Source organism: Chryseobacterium sp. 22532 (assembly GCF_052044665.1).
GTDB lineage: Bacteria > Bacteroidota > Bacteroidia > Flavobacteriales > Weeksellaceae > Chryseobacterium > Chryseobacterium lathyri.
In genome coordinates, this window is the sequence record NZ_JBQENJ010000008.1 from 95,933 (window position 1) to 115,421 (window position 19,489).

The window sequence follows — 19,489 nt, forward strand, 5'->3', positions numbered from 1 at the left end:
AGAATGATACATGCATATCCTTTCGGCTCCTGTCCGTGCAATCTCGAATATTGATTAGATATGTTATGTAATTGTTTCATTATATTCCTGTTATTTAAAAAGTTTTGAATCCTGAAAACCTGCTGCTTTCAATTTTCGGTTGCAAAGTAAGTATGAAATTTTTTAACTCACAAATTTATTTTTCAATTAAATATTTGACAATCAATTAGTTGCGTGTTATTTTTAGCATAAAGAATAACCGTCCGCAATATCCTGCGGATCTCTTAAATACCTAAATGACTGTCTCTCATCGGGTTACTTATCACTCTTATTTATTGTATTAAATGTTCATTGTTAATTAAAATTTTTTGTTTTTATGGTTATTTTTTTTCATTCTAAATAATTTATGGCCTAAAACACAAGAAACGCCTCGATAACTCGAGGCGTTTCTGCGGTATTTTGTTTAAATTTTTACGGGTTTATTGTAAATAATTTTCAAAGCAAGCACATTTCGCCTCATTCCATATCATCCATTCGTATCCGAATAATCCTTTTATTGAAGGGCTATCGCATAGATTTACATTGATATGTGCTCTTTGTATTGTCATAATTTTTCTGGCGCAAAGATATGAAAAATTGTTTTTCAGCAAGGAAATTACTCCTTCTGTCCGCTGGAAGGAGGGATAAAACCGAGTTGGCTTCGAGGGCCTCAGCCAACTCAATTTTGCCGGCAGAACATAATTTTGTTTAAATTTTTAATCTTTAAATTATTAAAATCTTTAAATGCTTCAATTTAATTCCTCAACATTTTGTTCCTTCCTGTTTTAAACCTCGAAATATCCTTTAATATCACACTGTCATCAGGATTGAAATATTTGAGCTCGTTAATGATCTCTGAACGGGTACCTACTTTTTCCGCAATAATTTCATAGGCGATAGTTCGGGTTACATCCTGCAGTTTGGTATCTTTTTTAAATTCATGCTTCATGGCTTCAAGGTAAATCATCTTTTTGTAGGAAGGTGTTTTCTGATAAAGATTCTGAATTTCAGTTTCGAGTTTTTTGATGTCATAAACATTGGCAAAATAATTATTAAGGCAATTGAATGCATCTTTATCTTCATTCCAACCCTTCAATAGCACTTTTTGAGCTTCTTCAGGCAGCTCCATTTTCTTGCTGTATATCAAAGAAGCTTTTACCATCTGGCTGTTGGCCGTATAGTCGTCTGCCACCATCTGATAGTAGCTGTGGGCATTTTTAAGATCATTCAGTTCTTTGTAAAGATCTCCTACTTTCTCTTTCTGCTGCATTTCTTTATACAGATCGATAGCTTTTTTGTACTGCTTTGCTTTTTCGTAACAGGATGCCGCTTCTGACTTATTGTTTAGTTTTTTTAGATAGACTGCGGCCGCCTCATTGTAAAAGCCCCCATTTTCCAGTGTTTTTGCACCCCTAAAATTATCCTGAAGAAGATTCATATATACTTTTGCTGCCTTTTTATAGTCCTTTTCAGCGATATATTTTTCGGCAAGTTCTTCGTATTTATTTCTGATCCTATCAAATAAGGAGGTTTCCAGGTAAAAATTCCCGCCTCCGGAACCTCTTCGTCCAGAGTTTTGTTGGTTTTGTTCTTTATCTTTTAAAGCAGTGATCACAATCATGATTATAAAAGCTATGACCAGGAAAATCACTAGCGTTCCCACCATACTCCAAAAGCTTTCGTGAAATAACTGGGCTGCAATACCAATGATCTTAAACACCGCCAGGATCATAAATGCAATCAGGAATTTGTCTATAAATTTCTGCTTATTCATCATCTTCAGGGTTTAAAATGGTTTTATCTTCGTTAAACAGGCGGTAAAGAAGAAGGATAACACAGATCACCAGAATCCATACAAACCAGTTGTACCCAAACATCTTTATCAAGGGATAGAATAGATAAACCAGCATGGAAACAAGAACAGCAGACAGAATCAGCTTTACCCATAAAGGCACATTATCTCCGCCAAGGTTCAGCGACTTCCTTCTGAAGATGAAAGAATAGATTCCTACAGCTCCAAACATGAAAATCACAAGATACAGGATATCTGAAACTTTTGTTTTTTCAGGTAAACTGCTGTCCCCGGACTCAAGCTGTCCTATTTTTGAATCTTTAACAGGAGAAGGTGGAAGATCCATTATATCAAGTGTTCCGTACAGTTTTCCAAGAGAATCCGCTACGAGTGCCTGTTTTTTCTTTAAAACAAATTTTACCACTTCGTCATTAACCGGCTTTCCCTTACTGTATTGTTTGAGGGAATCTGAAATACTGCGTTTCATAGTGGCTTCCTGCTGAACCAGATGTTTCGTTATTTTTTTCGAATAAATAATTTTCAGGGAGTCCCTACTGCTCTGTTCTCTGGCATTGAGCTTTTCAATATCATTTCCAACCTCTCCAAGGTTTCTGCCACCTGATTTTTTATACTGCTCCCTTTCGTTTTTGTCTTTTGACATGGCAGCACCAGCCGCAACATATTCACTGGAAAGTTTTTTTCTTGTTTTTCCGTAAATAGAGTCAATTTTCATGTCAATATCCGTCACACCTGACTGATAAGCGATCATATCTGCCTGTGTTTTTTCAGCTCCGTTCATGATCTTACCGGATGAAACGAGAAAATCCTCTTTCACGATTCTGTCTTTATCTGAAGGCATAAAAATTCTGAAGACTATAGCCATCACGACAACGCCCCAGAATATCCAGCGGAAATTCCGGCTTCCTGTTGTTTCTTTTTTGTCTCCAGAACTTCCAAACAGAGCACTCAGCCAGCTGTCTCCGAAAGTGAATTTTCCAAAGCCGTCACCACGGGAAGTCCCCATAATATCTAAAGGTACGCCCAGTTCTACAGCTCGGTCAGGATACTTTTCTATATATTTTAAATATTTTTCAATTTCTTTTTTATTTCCTGCCATCACTTTTTTGAGATCAAAAGGCAGGTTTTTCATCCACTCTTCTTCATTTCTTGGCTGCTGAAGGGTTGCCAGAACTTTTTCATCATCCATCTCAACAGCAAAGCTTTCGATATATTGAGGGGTTTTCACCCCATTGGATGGTTTTCTCACCCTGCCTTCTGTTATTTCAGGTTCCTTCAGCACAGAGAGCCAGTCTATTTCTTCTGAGAGCTTCACTAGACCAAAGTCGGGATGCATAACGACATACCGTGAACCGACAGACTGCCAGTCTTCCGGATTGATCTTTGGATAAAATATGGTATTTTCAGGAATAAAAAGTCTGTCATCTACACACTGGAAATAAGCATTTCTCTCGATTTCCTGTGGAGCTTCATCATAAAATATAAGCAGGCATCCGTATAAAACATTAGGCTGGTCTGCCGGAATAGCATAGGATTTTACTTTATTGAGATCTATTCCCAATACTTCCATTTCATAAAGCCATACGCGAGGCGACGGGTCTTTGATCAAAAGCCCTTTTTTAGGATAGTTGTTTTTCGGAAAAGGTTTTATTCTAAGCTCCATAATCCAGGATCTGATCAATAAACGCTGTTAAATATTGAGCATACATTTCTTCCATAGTCTTCACTTTCAGCAGGGTCTGTTTCGGAAGGTAATATTCCGAACCTCCATACTCTGTATTGGTTGCCAAGGCTAAAAATCCATACTCCGTGGAAGGAATATAAAATGTAGGAATACTGGTATTGCTGCTTTTAAAAGTAAGCATTCCGCGGGAATCCGTAATGATCTCGCTGCCATCCTGAAATGTAAACTTATTTTTGTTCTGCTCTGCAGGCATTTTAACCGTAAATCTGTTTTTATAAAGGTTTAATGAGTTGTCATACAGCCTGCACAGTTCATTTCCGGAAATGACGAGATTATTATTCTCATTGATTCCTATTTTATTGAAGTTACTGATTATTTTCATACCGCTTCGATTCAGTTTGGCAACTTCTGTTTCTGCTTTTGCTATATTTTTATCTATTTCACTATCATCGTTAAATATGGATTCCACAGAGATATTTCCTTCTAAACTGATCTTATAACGGGAAGAATTCATAGGCTGATGAAGGTAAAAGTTTCTTCCGAAATAGATCAGATGGTATGAACTGGGGATATTGAGCCCGGTAACATTCTGTTCGGAATATTCTTTTGTGTTGAGATTCAGTTTTGAAATAAGTTTTTTATCCGGCTGATACTGACATAAAATAAAATGCTGCTGTTTGTTTTTAGCGAGAGCAAACTCGCCTCTTGGTTTCACAGAAATATCTTCTATTAAAACTTCGCATCCATGATAGATTTTGTAGTAATCATAGGAATTCCGGTCGTAGTAATTATCAGAAAGATAAGTTTTCAACAGCTGTTTTTTTGAACTTAAAATATAAAATTCGCCTTCATAAAGAAACTGGGCAATTTTATTGGATGGAGTCGGAAACAGGATCGGATAGTTCTGCGGCAGATCTGTTTTTTTACCGTTAACATTATGAACCTTTTGCTTGCGCTGTGGCGGATTGGCCCATAATTCCTGAAGCGGAAGCTTTATCTTCTGAATATGCTTGCGCGCTCCTTTATGATGTTTATAAAAATTCAGTTCGCCATCTGAAGATGTTGTGATCAGGAATTTCAGCCTGTCCCTGTTTTCGTGGATCACTTTCCTTGTCTTTTCATCAGCAAGGTTTTCCTGGTGAGTAATGAAGAAAACTTCAAGCTCTTTTTCGGTATGCTCTTCATTAAAAAATTTCCCAAGTGCTTCTGAAACATCCAGAATGGGGCTGACCAGATTCAGGGCTTCGATAACATCTTCCGGTTTATCAAGAGAAACCGGTATACCTGCCTGTCCCAAGGCAAAAACCTTACACTCCGAATGGGCTTTCGGATGCCTGATCACCGCAATAGCCGATGCAAAAGCCAATACTTTAGGTGTTCCCCAGTTTTTCAGGGAAGTATCAATTAAAATAATACGTTCAAAAATATTTTCTTCCGGTGGAATTTCTCTCTGGATATACAGAGCTTCGTTATTGGCCACGCGGTTCATGAAAACCTCATCATCATTGGCAAATTCAGAAAGAAGCATTCTGTGGAGGTCACCTTTATTGGCCATATCTGAGATCCCTCCAATGGGCTGCTCCCCGGGAGAAAGGTGACGCATAGGAATTCTCAGTCCGCTCCAAATCCTTTTGATCAGGCTTCCTACCTGAAATGTTTTGGGCTCCTCGATTAATTGCTGAATAAAATCTTTATCGGTTTCTACAGTTGTCTCTTCCTCTACGACTTCGTCATCCAGTTCAGGTTCATCTATGTGATCCCGCATGGCATCAACAATAGACTGGGTTGTCGGAAATTTTTCATTCAGGAGATTGAGTGTACTCAAGTCCCTGTTAATGGCTGACGGTCCGGCATACTTTTTCCCGGCACTGGCTGCCAGCATATGGGGTCTTTTGTAGTAGGTGGTCAGAATCATTTCTGCCTTTCCGGGAGCTGTCCTGTTGTGGGAATCCTGGAAAATTGTCTGGAGTAGTACAATTCTGTTTTGTCCCTGTTTATAGATTTTATTTAATGATTTCAGCTTTTCAAGGAACTCAATACTCTTTTCAGCAGTAAAATCAAAATTTCCAATGCTGTGAAAATTGGCTGTATGATTCAAAGGGCCTGCAAAATCGGTATAACCGTCCTGCATCGCATACAAAACCATCAGCAAGGCTCCAAACGGAGGCCATCCCTGTGGCTGAAGTTCTTTCAGGATCTCCATAACGTAAGGCCTGTAGGCTATAGCCCCAACACCGGGAATGGAGATGAGGTTATAATCATGGTATCCGGAATCTCCGGCGATATCCTCGTCGGTTACCCACTCCCAAAAGTAGTTTTCGTATGACTGGAAATATTCGGTTAAATCCATTCTTTCGTTTTTTCAGTAAGACGGAATGAACTTACGGACAATGGGCGGAAGTTTTCTTTTTTAAGGGAAAGATAAGTACCGTCTTCATTCCATAGTAACCATTTGTCTGACTCTTTATTATATTGCTGCTGTAAAAGAGAACTCAAATTTTTAAATTCAAAGTCAAAACCTGCAGGCAGAAGGTGGCTATCTCTGGTCCAATATGTTTTTCCGGGCAAACTCAGCAACGGTGTTCCCAGGAACAATGCTTTATCATCAATAACTGTCCATTCAAGCTTTTCCAGCTTAAATTTCGGCAGTAACGGAATACTTTCTTTTATTTCCTCAATTATACTTAATAAAGCCATGACAGCATCTTCTTCATTACCCGGTTTTAATCTCACCTCAACTTTTTCACCGATTCCGAAATAATTATTGTTCGAAGCCGGAAAAGTAAGGCGTAAAGCTTTATCTATCGGTGACCAAAGTAAGGCCGTTCTCATTTTTTTACTTGGTACCAGTACCTCTTTTTTGAACAAAAGTCCATCGCGCAATTCGTACAGTATGAAATTAGGCAGCTGCTGGATATCTGAGGAGATAGCCTGTTCCTCAGTGAAGCCTTTCAGCCAAACCGTCTCGTCATCTGTTGCAATCTGTACATTTTTCCAGTCCCGGATAGCCCCCAGAAAATCTTCATCGGCCCGGGGAATTTCTGCCCAGAATTCTTTTACACCGTTTGAAGGATCTTCTGCCATAAGCTTTCAATTTCTTGCTGGATATATTGCTTCTGCTCCGGATTTCTGATCCAGTCGCAACGGGTCTGCAGGTATCTCAATTTATCTTTGATCACGTTCTGTTCTTCAAAACTCAGCATTCCGCTGTTCCATTTTTCCACGAGGATTTTTACGTCCTTCATCACTTCCTCCGGATTAGGAGTTTTGTTCTGCATCGCCTGTGGATGGGATTTCGGGTTATTGTCTTTTTCAATGGTTCTGTTGATGATGCCTTCCAGAATCTCAATCTGTTCTTCTGTATCCCAGATATGCTTCAGTACCCAAAGATCGGAGAGCACGGCTTCGTTTCTTCCGCAGATCAGGGCGCTTGCCGCGATCAGGTTCTGAAGTTTTACGGCTCTACGGTCGGAAATGGTAATTCCTGTATTTCTCAGGCTGATAATTGTATTTAAATAAACTTCGTAGATGGGCCTCAGATCTATGGTTTTGCACAGATTCTGAAGTTCTCTGATTTCATCTGCCTGAATTTCTGGAATATTGGTCTCTGTTTGGTTTTCCAGCTTTCTTCCGGCCAGAAGTACCTGCTGAAGCAGTTCAGGATTTACGTAATCAACATTAATTCTCACCAGAAAACGGTCAAATAATGCATTCAGAGATTCATCTTCCGGAAGAACATTACTGGCCCCAACGAACATCAGGGCCGGCAGATGCTTTGTTTCTTTTCCTCTTTTAAATATTTTTTCATTCAAAGCGGTCAGCAGTGAATTCAGGATTGCAGAATTGGCATTGAAGATCTCATCGAGGAAAACCAATGAAGCTTCGGGCATCATGCCTTCGGTATTGGTGAGAAGTTCTCCTTCTTTTAATTTACGGATATCAAAAGGTCCGAAAATTTCGTTCGGTTCTGTAAATCTGGTTAATAAATATTCAAAGTTTTTTCCATCTTTTACTGTTTTCGACAGTGTTCTTACGATAGCGGATTTTGCGGTACCCGGAGGTCCGTACAGAAATGCATTTTCTTTGGCCAGAAGGCATATTCCCAAAAGGTCTACAACATCATTTTTTCCTACGAAAGTATCTTTTACGTAGTTGAGAACGGTATTAAGTTTTGTAATATTTTGTATCATTAATTTTCTTCGGTTATTATTTTTAATTCTCTCCAGTACGTATCTTTATACAGTCCAAAATCAGCCAACAGGAGTTGATTAATATATGGGATTTCTGCAAGAGCATAGGCTTTCTTCTCAACAATCCTTTCGAGATATAATTTCCTGTAGATTTTGTCTTTCAGCTCTTTTTCCCAATTGACTTTTCCCAGATTAAGATGATATCCAATTCCGGAATAATGAAACTGTGTAAGAATATCTTCCAGAATTTTAACCAAAGGATCATGAGGATCAGCAGTTTGCATTAAAGTTATGATCTGGGGAAGAAATCTTAGTGACAGATCTGCAGACAAAATAGAGGAAGTATCGGGTGTTATTTTCAGTTTTGGGATCAGCTTATCCAGATCTTTTGCCGTGTTTTCACGGATGAGGTAGAGCTGTGCACTGTAATACAGGACTTTCGCGGCCCAAACTGCAACTTCTTTATGGCAATGGATTTCTGTAGATAAAAATTCCAGTCTTTCTTTTTCAAATTCTGTTTCAAAATAATCACCGGCTTCCTGTTCTTCTTTTTTCGAAATTTCATGCAAATTTGAAAAAACGGTAATGCAGCCGCTTTTCCGAAGCAGAAAAATAGTATCTAAAAATGGTGATTTGGTTTCCGTCATCTAACAAAAATAAAACTATTTTGCAGAGAATAAAATTTTTTATGTGAGTGATTGGCAGCTAAATAATCTTTATGATAAATAATTCACAAAATGCCTATTAATTATGACTTAGATATTTGATGTTGTATTTTTACTCTCGCAGATTTAGCAGGTGGCTCTGATATTTTGCTCCTGTGAAAACCTATTTTCAGATTACAAATCAATCTGTTATTTCTATAATATTATTTTCAGGATCCAGAATAACACTTTCATAATAGCCGTCGCCTGTTGTACGTGGCTCTCCGGCTATAGTGTAACCGTCTTTTCTTAAAATTTCTGTCAGTTCATCCACTTTTTCTTTGCTGCCTGTCGAGAACGCCAAATGAATGATCCCATATTGCTGGACATCATAAGAATTGTTGCTTTCCTGAATATCCGGTCTGGTCATGATCTCGAGACGGCAGCCATTGTCAAAGCTTAAAAAATAAGACTGAAACTGTTTTAGAGAATTGTGATATTTTTCATTGGAAACGGCTCCAAAATATTTCTGATAGAATTCTCTGATCTTTTCCAGATCTTTTACCCAAAAAGCAACATGCTCAATTTTCATTATGATTATCTTTTACTTTGCTAAAGTAAGGAGGAGATTCCTCAAATACTTCTTCTGTGTTATTCTTTTTTGAAACTGTATTGGCAATACTAAATATTAAGCTTCTGATTAAGCCTCATAGGTTTTGGAAACCTATGAGGTTTGTTCGGAGAAGTTTTTTCCTTTTTTAACCACCCCGCCAGATCTTCGATCTGCCACCCCTCCGGAGGAGGGGAATTTGTACTTAGAAAACTTAGGGTATTGAAATACAAACGTTGAGATGTTACAATCTAAAAGTTGTTATCTTTGTCGCTTCAAAATAACATTATGAGTATTCACATCAGTGCAAAAAAAGGAGAAATTGCCAAAGTAGTATTGCAGCCGGGGGATCCGCTTCGTGCACAATATATTGCTGAAAATTATTTGGAAAATGCTAAGCTGGTCAGCAAAACAAGAGGAATCTTTTATTATACCGGTCTTTATAAAGGTAAGGAAATCACTGTAGGCGCCAGCGGAATGGGCTTTCCGAGCATCGGGATCTATTCTTTTGAATTATTTACGGAATATGAAGTAGATACCATCATCAGGATCGGAACATGTGGAGCCTATACAACAGACCTTAAGCTTTTTGATATTTTAAATATTGAAAATGCAGCGAGTGAAAGTACGTATGCAAAATATGCCTGGGAAATTGAAGATGAGATACTTCCTCATCAGGGAAATATCTTCGGAACGATCAATGAAACCGCTCAGGAACTTTCTTTAGCAACTAAAGCGATCAATGTACACAGCAGCGATATTTTCTACAGAAAAGACCCGAATGTTCCTGCTATTGCTACTAAGTACAACTGTCCGGCCGTAGAAATGGAAGCTTTCGGATTATTCGCGAATGCACAACATTTAGGAAAAAATGCAGCTACGATTCTTACGGTAACCGATATTATTCCTACCCACGAAAAGATTTCTGCTGATGAGAGAGAAAAAGCCCTTAAACCAATGATGGAACTGGCTCTGGAATCAGCGATAAAAAGTCTTTAATAGAAAAGAAGTTAAGCTGCTGTTTCGCAGTTTCGCCATAAAAAAAGAGCTTTACCTGATGAGTAGAGCTCTTTTTTATAGTTTGAAAAAATTTCTGGCGGTTTCCGTAGTTTCATGTGCGACTTCTGAAATACTTATCTTCTTTAGGTGTGCGATTGTCTGTGCTACATACGGCAGGAAGGAAGGTTCATTCCGGCGGTTCTGCATTCTCGGCATATTTTTCGGCAGCATGAACGGGGCATCAGTTTCTATCATCATGCGATCTATCGGTGTATATTTTATTACTTCTTCCAGCTGTTTAAATCTTTTGCCATCACTTATAGCTCCGGTAAATCCCAGATAAAACCCTTTGTCCAGATAGATTTTAGCTTCCTCCAGCGTTCCTGTGAAACAATGGACAACAGCTTCCGGCAAGTTGGTAAGGTATTCATCTGTAATTTCATTAAATCTTTTAAAAGCTGATCTTTCATGAAGGAAAAGAGGCTTACGAACCTCAACGGCCAATTCCAGCTGGGCTCTGTAGCATTTTTCCTGAATAGGTCTTGGAGAAAAATCCCGGTCAAAATCCAGTCCGCACTCTCCTACCGATACCACATGATTCAATTTCAAAAGGTTCCGAAGTTCCCGGATACTCTCCTGGTTAAAGGATTTGGCATCGTGGGGATGAATTCCTGCTGTAGAAAATAAAATCCCGGGATATTCTTCTGCGATTTCAGCAGATTCTTTGCTTCCGCGTGCGCTAGTCCCGGTGAGGATCATTTGTTCCACTCCATTATCCAGGGCGCGGTTAACAATTTCTTCGTGTTCATTATAGAACTGTTTATTGGTCAGGTTAATGCCAATATCAATGTATGTATTCATTTGTTTTTGTTTTGTATAAAGGACAGATAAGATTGATTTGTATTGCTAAATTTTTGATCTGAAACTTTATCAATACAAAATTATCTGCACAGTACGCAATCTTTTTACGCAAGTAAAGTTTTATACGCTATTCATTGATAAATTTTTCCAGGAAACCGATTAACTGTTTTCCTCCGTGGCTCCATCGGATCCCGTGACCTTCTTTTTCCCTGGCTTCAAAAACAAGTTCATGTTTGTAATGATAGAAAACATTCCACCAGGTTCTGTTGTCCAGAATATAAGTGATCTTTTCCATGACTTTTTCCTGTTTCTGCAGATTATTCCCTTTGATCTCGCCCCAAAACTCATCATCCATTCTTCCGATATGTTTTTCCCAGGCTCTCTGCGCAATGGTAATTTCGCTGTTAAAAGGTTTCCGGCAGGCTTCAAGCAAAGTATCTTTCAAAGGTGGAACAGCATTTTCATCACGAACGCTGGCAGAAGTCAGGCGCTGTCCCAAAATATTCAGCCAGTGTTCAAAAGGTATTTTTTCAAGATGAGCTGCTTTTACCTCATCTGTATCCTTGTTTTGAAATATATTGATAAAAAGCTCAAAACTTTCTTTTCTGTCTGTTTTAATTTCTTCATTAAAATATGGCTGCTCCCATTCCAGGCTCTTGTTCTGAAATTTCACGATATTATTTTCCATAGTTTGTAGATGCTCTCTGGCAAGAACAGCCCGATATTTTTCTTTCCAGGGATCTGAAATTAATGAAATACAGGATTTAAACATATCCATTTACAGATATTTTATAAGATTGATAACAGAATAAAGATTTTCTACAAAGCTCTGAATTACATCAATTCCTTCCACCATTTTTTCCAGGTTATTTCTCCCAGCTGATCGAGATCTGCTTTTTCTCCAATCATAGGAAGTGTCACAGGGATACTGTTTTCTTCTGCATATTTTGAAACAAGTTCCAATGGCTCAAACCAGGGATGCTGAGCTAATTTAAATTTAGAATTATGGACAGGAATAAAGTTTTTAGCTTTCAACTCCTGTACTTCTTTGATGATCTGCTCCGGAAGGCTGTGAATGTAAGGCCATTTTTCATTGTATTGGCCGCATTCCATAACCGCAAGATCAAACGGTCCGTACTTCTCCCCGATCTCTTTAAAGTGATCTCCGTAACCGCTGTCACCGCCTAAGAACAATTTTTTAGATGGAGTCTGTAAAACAAAGGAAGTCCACAGTGAGATATTCCGGTTCAGGAGTCTTCCCGAGAAATGTCTTGCAGGAGTCAGTGTAATGGTGAAGCCACCTTCCAGATAAATGCTGTCCCACCAGTTTTTCTCAATAATTTTTTCTGAATCCCAGCCCCAGTACTCGAAATGCTGCCCTGTCCCCAGTCCGCATATCACCTGACCTACTTTGTCTTTAAGCGTCTGAACAGTGGAATAATCCAGGTGATCCCAATGATCATGGGAAATCAGGAGAAAGTCTATATCCGGCATATCTTCCGGTTTGTAATGATCTGATCCGGGGAAGGCCTTTATGGATCCCGGCATTGGTGAAGCGTTGCCACTGAAGACAGGATCTACAAGGAATTTTTTGCCATCGATCTGGATAAAGTAAGAGCTGTGCCCGAACCATACGAGAACATTTTCTTCCGGTTTAAGGTTTTTCAGATCTGTGATCACAAAGGGAAGAGATGATTTCGGGCTTGTATTCTCAACTTTGCATAGGGCCTGCAGGAGTAATTTGGTCATACTTTCTCCTTCCAGTAATGCAGGTGTGGGAAGTATATTCTGAAATTTTCCGTTGGTATAGTTGGTCAGCGTACTGAAATAGGTTTTTCTTTTTTCGTTGGGAAACTGCCCCATTTGTTTCTTTAAATTCATTATCACTGTTTTTATGCTCTGAATCCTGATCATTAAGATGTATCAGATGAATAAATATAAGAATAGATTTCTTATTTATATGAATCAACGAATAAAGGGAGCGTTTTACTTTATATGATCTAATATCTTCTGCACATAGTTCTGTAACTTTTGATATGAAACAGTAAATGGATCAGCCCCAATACTTCTTATGGAGTATAATTTTCAATAAAAATAACAGTATCGGTGAATTTTTTATTTATTTTCCCAATGTGATGTAACAAATGTCCTGCAATAACTGTCTTATTGGTGAAATATCACTTTGAATGAAAATAATTATATCTTCAGCTGCATTATTAATCGGTTCTTTAACATTTGCACAAGTAAAAAATGACACCATCAAGGAGAAGGAAAACCAGATTGAAGGGGTTACATTAACGGCCAGAAAACCTACTGTAGAATCTAAGGTGGACAGAACGGTGTTTAATGTGTCCAACAGCTCTATCCTTGCAGGAAATACAACATGGGATGTTCTTAGAATGACCCCTTTGGTGAGTATTGATAATAATGATGCTATAAAAGCGGAAGGTGAATCGGTGACGGTTTACATCAACGACAGAAAATCTGTTTTTACTGGGAAGGAATTAAAGGAATATCTGAAAACCATTCCTGCAGATAATCTGATGAAAATTGAGGTGATCACAAGCCCGTCATCCCGTTATGAAACAGCCGGATCGGTCATCAATATTGTACTGAAAAAGAGAGATGATGAAGGAATGAAGGGCAGCGTAACCTTCAATAACAGGCAGAATACTAAAAATTCTCAGTATACGAATCTTAATCTTAATTACCACAAGAAAAATTTCACCCAGACTCTTGTCGGAAGCTACAGCGACAATACCTGGGCACAAAAGAGCCTATACATCAACTCTTTATACAAGGATAATGATGTTACCCAAACCAACAATGAAAACATAAGCAGAAATAAAAGTCCTTCTCTTTCCTCAACCTCTGAATATGAACTGAATGATAAAAATAATATAGGACTTATCCTTGAATATTATCAAAGCAAAAGTTCCACAACCTCGGATTCTGACTTCATCAGGTCGAAAAATGATGTGCTGTTTGATTCTTATCATCAGGAGCAGGATGCAACAGGGCGCTACCGAACGCTGGGAACAAATCTTTTTTATAAGTATTATGATAAAGAGAAAAACAGGATATTGGATGTCAATTTAGGGTCCAATTACAATTCTCAGGAAAATACAAATTGGTTTTTAAAAACATCCAATATAACACCGGCTGTGAACTTGTTAGGCCTGGATTCTCATGAACAGACCCGAAACTATTATCTAAAAGTAGATTATACGCAACCGCTTGGAAAGGGCGGAAGCTTTGAAGTGGGTGGAAAAATGGATTTCAATAACAATGTGATCCCCAATAATGTATCCGGAAACAATGCAGATAATCTCCCTTCGAACGATGTTTTCCACTATGAGGATAATATCAATTCCCTGTATGTGAACTACAGCAAAACTTTTTTCGAGAAGCTGGAAACAAGAGTGGGAGTCCGTTATGAACATATCGATTATAAAATGAGACAGGATGTAGCCGGTACGGAAAGAAAAGATTCTTACAGTACTCTTCTTCCCAATCTATTGGTGAAATATTCTTTTTCGGATAAATATGATCTGAGTCTTACTTATAACCGTAATCTCTGGCGTCCGTGGTATTCGGAATTTAATCCTTTTCTTGTCCCTACCAATGACGGAACGTACTCACGCGGAAATATGGACCTGGAACCCAACCCGAGCCACAGGCTTTATATGAAATTCGGGATCCTGAAAAAATATTTTCTTTCGGCCAGATATATGTACACTGACAGGGATTACTGGACATCTATTGCAGAGGAAAATGGAAGAACGGTTAGCCTACCTGCCAATTTCAACGGAAAGGTGCAGAAGTATTATCTGTTTGCGAATACCAACCAGACTTTCCTGAAAAATAAAATGAACGTGAATGTAGGAGTTGGATGGTATTATATCGACAATCATGATTTCAACGAAGTCAATGATCTGAAGGGTAAAAATTATATAAGCTATCTGGGTGCTTCAGCTAATCTGTCGTACACCAACCTGTTTGATAAAAACATTAACCTGAGTGCATGGGTAGAGCTTTCCAACCAGAACAACGGAAATTCTTATGCGAATAAAACGAATATTTTCCACAATATCTCTGCCACCAAAATATTCCCTAAAACGCAGATGGAAGTAAGCCTTCAGCTGATGAATATTTTCAGCAGACCGAATTTTGATTCCACCACCTTCAGCCAGGTCGGAACCACCAGAAGTTCTACCAGATCCGACTGGTATGGATTTTCACTTACTTTCGTGAAACGTTTCGGAAATCAGAAAGTAAAAGGAAATACGAAGACGGATGTAGAGAAAAACAGCGGCGGCGGAAAATAAAAATAAAAAATCAGTGCCGGCAGAGACTGTTTGCAAACGAAATAAACAAGCAAAAATAATAGCTAAAAAAGACACTTACATCAATGCAAGTGTCTTTTTATTCTATATGAAGAGTAAATTCTTAGTTCAGGATTTCATTCATTTGTGTTAAAATAATGGGTTTTCCATCCGTCACCACAATGGTATGTTCGTGCTGTGCCATATAACCACCTTTGTTTCCTACCATAGTCCAACCGTCATTGAGCTCTACAGCAAGGTTTGAAGATGTTGAAATAAATGTCTCTATGGCCACCACAGAGTTCTTTTTGAACCGTCTGGAATCGAAACGGTTTTTATAATTAAACAGCTCATCAGGCTGCTCGTGTAAGCTTTTCCCAACACCATGCCCGGCAAGATTCTTAATCACTTTAAAACCTCTTTTCTTAGCTTCAGTTTCCATGAGAAATCCAATATCAGCTATTTTCACACCTCCTTTTATAGAATTGATGGCTTTTTGTAAAATATCTTTGGAAGCATCTACCAGTTTTTGGTGGGAATTAATATCTTTTCCAATAACAAAAGAACCTCCGTTATCTGCCCAATATCCGTTAAGTTCTGCTGAAACATCAATATTAATCAGATCTCCTTCTTTTAAAATCCGCTCATCGGTCGGAATACCATGACAAAATTCATTATCCACACTGATACAGGTCCAGCCCGGAAAACCATACGTTAAATAAGGAGCTGATTTTGCACCAAAATCTGAAAGGATCTTCGCCCCGTATTCATCAATTTCTTTTGTTGTCATGCCGGGTTGGGCATAATTAGTCATTTCTTTTAAGGTATAGGCTACAGCTTCACTCACTTTCTGCATTCCTGCCAATTCATGTTCATTCGTTATTGACATTGTTGTTTCTTTTGGTTATATGGATTTTTTTTCACGAGTTTAATACCCTTTGAAAACGACAAAGTTAAGGATTTGAAATTATTTACCTCATCATATAAGTGTATCATTTTTTTCACCACAGAATCAAAACAAAAATTCATAATAAAAACTTATTGAAATTGAAACCCAATAAAAAACCGTCTCAACTTTCATGTGAGACGGCTTCCTGTAAAGGTATCAACAAATATATTTAATTAATAGGCATAAAAAGGAATGCCCTCTGCTACATAATTAATTGGAGTTCCGGGATAAGTAGAATAATAGTGATCTCTTTCACTTCCGCTATAGAACTGATAAATAGGTTTTTTTGAACTGTCCATTGTTGCATAAAATGCAATTCCTTCATAGGCATATTGGTTAGGCGTTCCAGAATGAGTAGAATAATAGTGGTCTCTTTCGCTTCCACTGTAGAACTGATAAACCGGAACGGTATTCGGAGCTTTATAAGTATATGCTTTAAACTGCTCGCCTTCAGCCTGATAATTATAAGGTGTCCCAGGAGAAGTTGCTAGGTAATGATCTCTGTCGCCAGGACTATAAAAACCGTAGACCGGAACAGGAATATAATCTAAGAAAACTTTATTATCAATCAAATATTGATTGACATATGCCTGAAGCTGAGCTTTTTTAACCGGATCTTTTACTAAATCATAAATAAATACCAGTCCATTATTTCCAAAATCTACCAAAACAGCATTATTTACAGTAGAACTGTTTTGCCAGTTGGCGATATTGATTTTAGGATTGGATTGGTCCAGGTTCAATTCACCGATCAGGCCTTTTGAAGGGTCTCCCCCTCTTGTTCTATATGATAATTTTCTGGAGAAGTTTTTGTGTGATTCCGCTGTATTTACATCGTTCTCTACATTAACATCAAAAATACCTTTCATTCCGACTTTCACACCGATTCTGGCTGCACGTTCACGGGATTCATTAGTTGTTTCAGATTGGAATATAACATCCATTTTAGCACCCGTATAAATGTCTACCGTTACGTGTGTACCATAATCCTGGACAATTTGCTGAGGTGTTTTTGTCTGTAAATCCTGCGTAAATTCAGGAGTCAGGTAGTCTCCCAACATATCTGTTGTTGCATTGAATCTCAATCTTCTTTGTTTGATTAAAAGATTGTAACTTCCATAAATATATTTTGCATCAAACTTATTGGTGTTAGTCACTGCAGAATTAAAGCCCACTGAAAGTGTTTTCTTAAATAATGGAATACCAGCCGTTACATCCACTTTGGTCGACACCATTTTAGAATAGGTTTCAGCATTTTCACCATACTCTTCAACATAATCTTGTGAAAGTGTATTTTCAGCAACCAATCTGGGACCTTGCTCAGCCTTGAATCTGTCAATATCAATTACTTTAAAACCTGCTGCACTCGCATTTGCATATTCACCCGCGGCATTATAGCCATGTCCCAGAACATCATACTGCCCGTCACCTGCAAATTTTCCGGCGGCTATACGACTCTCTTTTCCAAGGTTCTCAGATGTTACTTCAGTGTTCAACTCCTCCGAAGAACATGAAGCCATGAAAAGCAACAGCAATGTGCTGAAGCAAAGTAAAATTTGTTTTTTCATAGTTATTAAAATTTTCAACAAAAGTAATATTCAACACATGGTGAAAAAAGTAAAACAGTATGATATATATCACTAATTAGGGATTTTAATGACTCATGAGAAGAGTCCATGTAAATGATAGATAGAAACAGTCTAAATTTAATCGGTGTCCATTTCTATATCTCCAACATTTAGAGTGTGTTTAAATTTTAAGCAGGTTCTAAATGTTTTTAAAAATTTGATATATATTTATCTAAAATTTATACATGTTAGAAAATTTCGAATTCTATCTTTTTTTGGTTCTGCTCATCACCATGCTTATTATGCTGGCGAAAAAAATTAAGGTCGCCTATCCTGTCTTGCTTGTGTTGGCGGGGCTTTTAATAAGTTTTATTCCAGGCGTACCACCCATAAAAATAGAACCGGAATTAATATTTATCATTTTTTTACCGCCCTTATTGTATGAAGCAGCCTGGTCAACTTCATGGAAAGAACTTTGGCGGTGGCGGAGAATTATTTTCAGTTTTGCTTTTGTCGTTGTATTTTTCACCGCGTTATCGGTTGCCGTCTTCGCTAATTATTTTATTCCGGGATTTTCTTTAGCTCTAGGCTTTTTATTGGGCGGAATTGTTTCTCCACCCGATGCAGTAAGTGCCGGTGCGATTTTAAAGTTTGTAAAAGTACCCAAAAGACTGGCTTCCATTCTAGAGGGCGAAAGTTTGCTGAATGATGCTTCTTCTTTAATCATTTTCCGGTTTGCCATGATTGCAGCAGCAACCGGACAATTTGTATGGCATGAGGCAGCAGGAAGTTTTGTATGGATGTGCATTGGCGGTGTAGGAATAGGACTTATCATCGCATATATTTTTCTGAAAATGCACAAGATTTTACCCACTGATTCAAACACTGATATTTTACTGACTTTTATTGCGCCCTTTTCGATGTATCTGGCGGCAGAGCAGCTTCACGCCTCCGGAGTTCTGGCGGTGGTAAGTGGCGGCTTATTCCTCTCTTACCGCAGTCACGATTTTTTGAGCAGTGCCTCCAGAATACGCACCGTAACAGTTTGGGAAAGTTTTTGTTTTTTGCTGAATGGAATTGTTTTCATGCTCATCGGCTTAGATCTGCCTGAGATTGTTTCCGGTTTAGGTGACACCGATATTTATACGGCAATCGGTTATGGAGTTGCTGTTACTGCAGTTCTGGTTATTGTAAGAATTTTTGCCGGCTATGCAGCAGTGGTTACGACCTTAATTATGAGAAATTTCATCACCGTTGCAGATGCACAATCTCCCGGCTGGAAAACGCCCATGATCATTGGCTGGACGGGAATGAGAGGTGTAGTTTCTTTAGCAGCAGCACTTTCAATTCCCCTGACTTTAGATGACGGGACGCCTTTCCCACAAAGAAATCTGATTCTTTTCATCACATTTGTCGTGATTCTTTTAACATTGCTTGTTCAGGGACTTACACTTCCTTTTTTATTAAAAAAATTCCCACCTATAGACCGTGATTTTGTAAGAAGCGAAAAGGAAATCGATTACGAAATTCAGAACAGTCTTGCTCAAGTGGCAGTTGATAAAATCCGTAAAGATTATGCCCATAAAATAGAAAGCTTCCCGGCATTAAAAGATCAATTACAGCAATACGAAAAACAACTGAGCAGTTCTGAAATCATCATTAATTACAATGAATACCGGAATATTTATATTGATATTCTCGAAACTCAAAGAATCTGGCTTATTAATAAAAACCGCGAAGAACTTTTACTAGATGAAGAAATCATTAGAAAACATCTTCGCTTGCTTGATCTTCAGGAGGAAAGATTGAATATGAAAAGTTAAATGTTCCT

The 19,489-nt window shown here is 38.2% G+C and carries 15 protein-coding genes; 3 read left to right on the forward strand and 12 right to left on the reverse strand.

Annotation, left to right across the window (positions count from 1 at the left end; all coding sequences use genetic code 11):
* Window positions 1-772 precede the first annotated feature (772 nt).
* From ACTJIV_RS19355 to ACTJIV_RS19385, 7 genes are all read right to left on the reverse strand, one after another.
* Window positions 773-1,795, reverse strand: coding sequence for a hypothetical protein (locus tag ACTJIV_RS19355; RefSeq protein ID WP_440629173.1), 1,023 nt, complete (start codon window positions 1,793-1,795; stop codon window positions 773-775).
* Window positions 1,785-3,491: an APC family permease gene (locus ACTJIV_RS19360; protein WP_440629174.1), complete on the reverse strand. Its 1,707-nt coding sequence runs from the start codon at window positions 3,489-3,491 to the stop codon at window positions 1,785-1,787. Before ACTJIV_RS19360 ends, ACTJIV_RS19355 begins: the two co-directional genes overlap by 11 nt.
* Window positions 3,481-5,862, reverse strand: coding sequence for a hypothetical protein (locus tag ACTJIV_RS19365; protein WP_440629175.1), 2,382 nt, complete (start codon window positions 5,860-5,862; stop codon window positions 3,481-3,483). Before ACTJIV_RS19365 ends, ACTJIV_RS19360 begins: the two co-directional genes overlap by 11 nt.
* Window positions 5,853-6,596, reverse strand: coding sequence for a hypothetical protein (locus ACTJIV_RS19370; protein WP_440629176.1), 744 nt, complete (start codon window positions 6,594-6,596; stop codon window positions 5,853-5,855). The genes ACTJIV_RS19365 and ACTJIV_RS19370 overlap by 10 nt, the downstream gene beginning before the upstream one ends.
* Window positions 6,569-7,702: an AAA family ATPase gene (locus ACTJIV_RS19375; protein ID WP_440629177.1), complete on the reverse strand. Its 1,134-nt coding sequence runs from the start codon at window positions 7,700-7,702 to the stop codon at window positions 6,569-6,571. The genes ACTJIV_RS19370 and ACTJIV_RS19375 overlap by 28 nt, the downstream gene beginning before the upstream one ends.
* Window positions 7,702-8,349, reverse strand: a complete 648-nt coding sequence (locus tag ACTJIV_RS19380; RefSeq protein WP_440629178.1) for a hypothetical protein — start codon at window positions 8,347-8,349, stop codon at window positions 7,702-7,704. The genes ACTJIV_RS19375 and ACTJIV_RS19380 overlap by 1 nt, the downstream gene beginning before the upstream one ends.
* A gap of 199 nt (window positions 8,350-8,548) precedes the next feature.
* Window positions 8,549-8,938, reverse strand: coding sequence for a VOC family protein (locus ACTJIV_RS19385; protein WP_111959086.1), 390 nt, complete (start codon window positions 8,936-8,938; stop codon window positions 8,549-8,551).
* A 306-nt stretch (window positions 8,939-9,244) separates the two neighbouring features.
* Between ACTJIV_RS19385 and deoD the strand changes: the two genes are divergently transcribed.
* Window positions 9,245-9,955, forward strand: a complete 711-nt coding sequence (gene deoD, locus ACTJIV_RS19390; RefSeq protein ID WP_111959085.1) for a purine-nucleoside phosphorylase — start codon at window positions 9,245-9,247, stop codon at window positions 9,953-9,955.
* A gap of 75 nt (window positions 9,956-10,030) precedes the next feature.
* On the opposite strand, the gene ACTJIV_RS19395 is transcribed toward deoD, so the two are convergent.
* From ACTJIV_RS19395 to ACTJIV_RS19405, 3 genes are all read right to left on the reverse strand, one after another.
* Window positions 10,031-10,816 (reverse strand): TatD family hydrolase, encoded by a 786-nt coding sequence (locus ACTJIV_RS19395; protein ID WP_440629179.1) that lies wholly within the window; start codon window positions 10,814-10,816, stop codon window positions 10,031-10,033.
* A gap of 127 nt (window positions 10,817-10,943) precedes the next feature.
* Window positions 10,944-11,594, reverse strand: a complete 651-nt coding sequence (locus ACTJIV_RS19400) for a hypothetical protein (RefSeq protein WP_440629180.1) — start codon at window positions 11,592-11,594, stop codon at window positions 10,944-10,946.
* Between the two features lie 56 nt (window positions 11,595-11,650).
* The gene (locus ACTJIV_RS19405; RefSeq protein ID WP_440629181.1) at window positions 11,651-12,697 is read right to left on the reverse strand and encodes an MBL fold metallo-hydrolase; all 1,047 of its coding nucleotides are present in this window, start codon (window positions 12,695-12,697) and stop codon (window positions 11,651-11,653) included.
* Window positions 12,698-13,002: 305 nt separating this feature from the next.
* On the opposite strand from ACTJIV_RS19405, the gene ACTJIV_RS19410 reads away from it, so the two are divergent.
* Entirely contained in the window at window positions 13,003-15,144 is a 2,142-nt protein-coding gene (locus ACTJIV_RS19410) for an outer membrane beta-barrel protein (RefSeq protein ID WP_440629182.1), read from the forward strand.
* Window positions 15,145-15,265: 121 nt separating this feature from the next.
* Here ACTJIV_RS19410 and map read toward each other — a convergent pair whose 3' ends face one another.
* Entirely contained in the window at window positions 15,266-16,030 is a 765-nt protein-coding gene (gene map / locus ACTJIV_RS19415; RefSeq protein WP_440629183.1) for a type I methionyl aminopeptidase, read from the reverse strand.
* Between the two features lie 233 nt (window positions 16,031-16,263).
* A complete protein-coding gene (locus ACTJIV_RS19420) occupies window positions 16,264-17,658 on the reverse strand; it encodes an MAC/perforin domain-containing protein (protein WP_223558362.1) in 1,395 nt (464 codons plus the stop codon).
* Window positions 17,659-17,903: 245 nt separating this feature from the next.
* Here ACTJIV_RS19420 and ACTJIV_RS19425 point away from each other — a divergent pair, with 245 nt between their 5' ends.
* Window positions 17,904-19,481, forward strand: coding sequence for a Na+/H+ antiporter (locus ACTJIV_RS19425; protein ID WP_440629184.1), 1,578 nt, complete (start codon window positions 17,904-17,906; stop codon window positions 19,479-19,481).
* Window positions 19,482-19,489 lie beyond the last annotated feature (8 nt).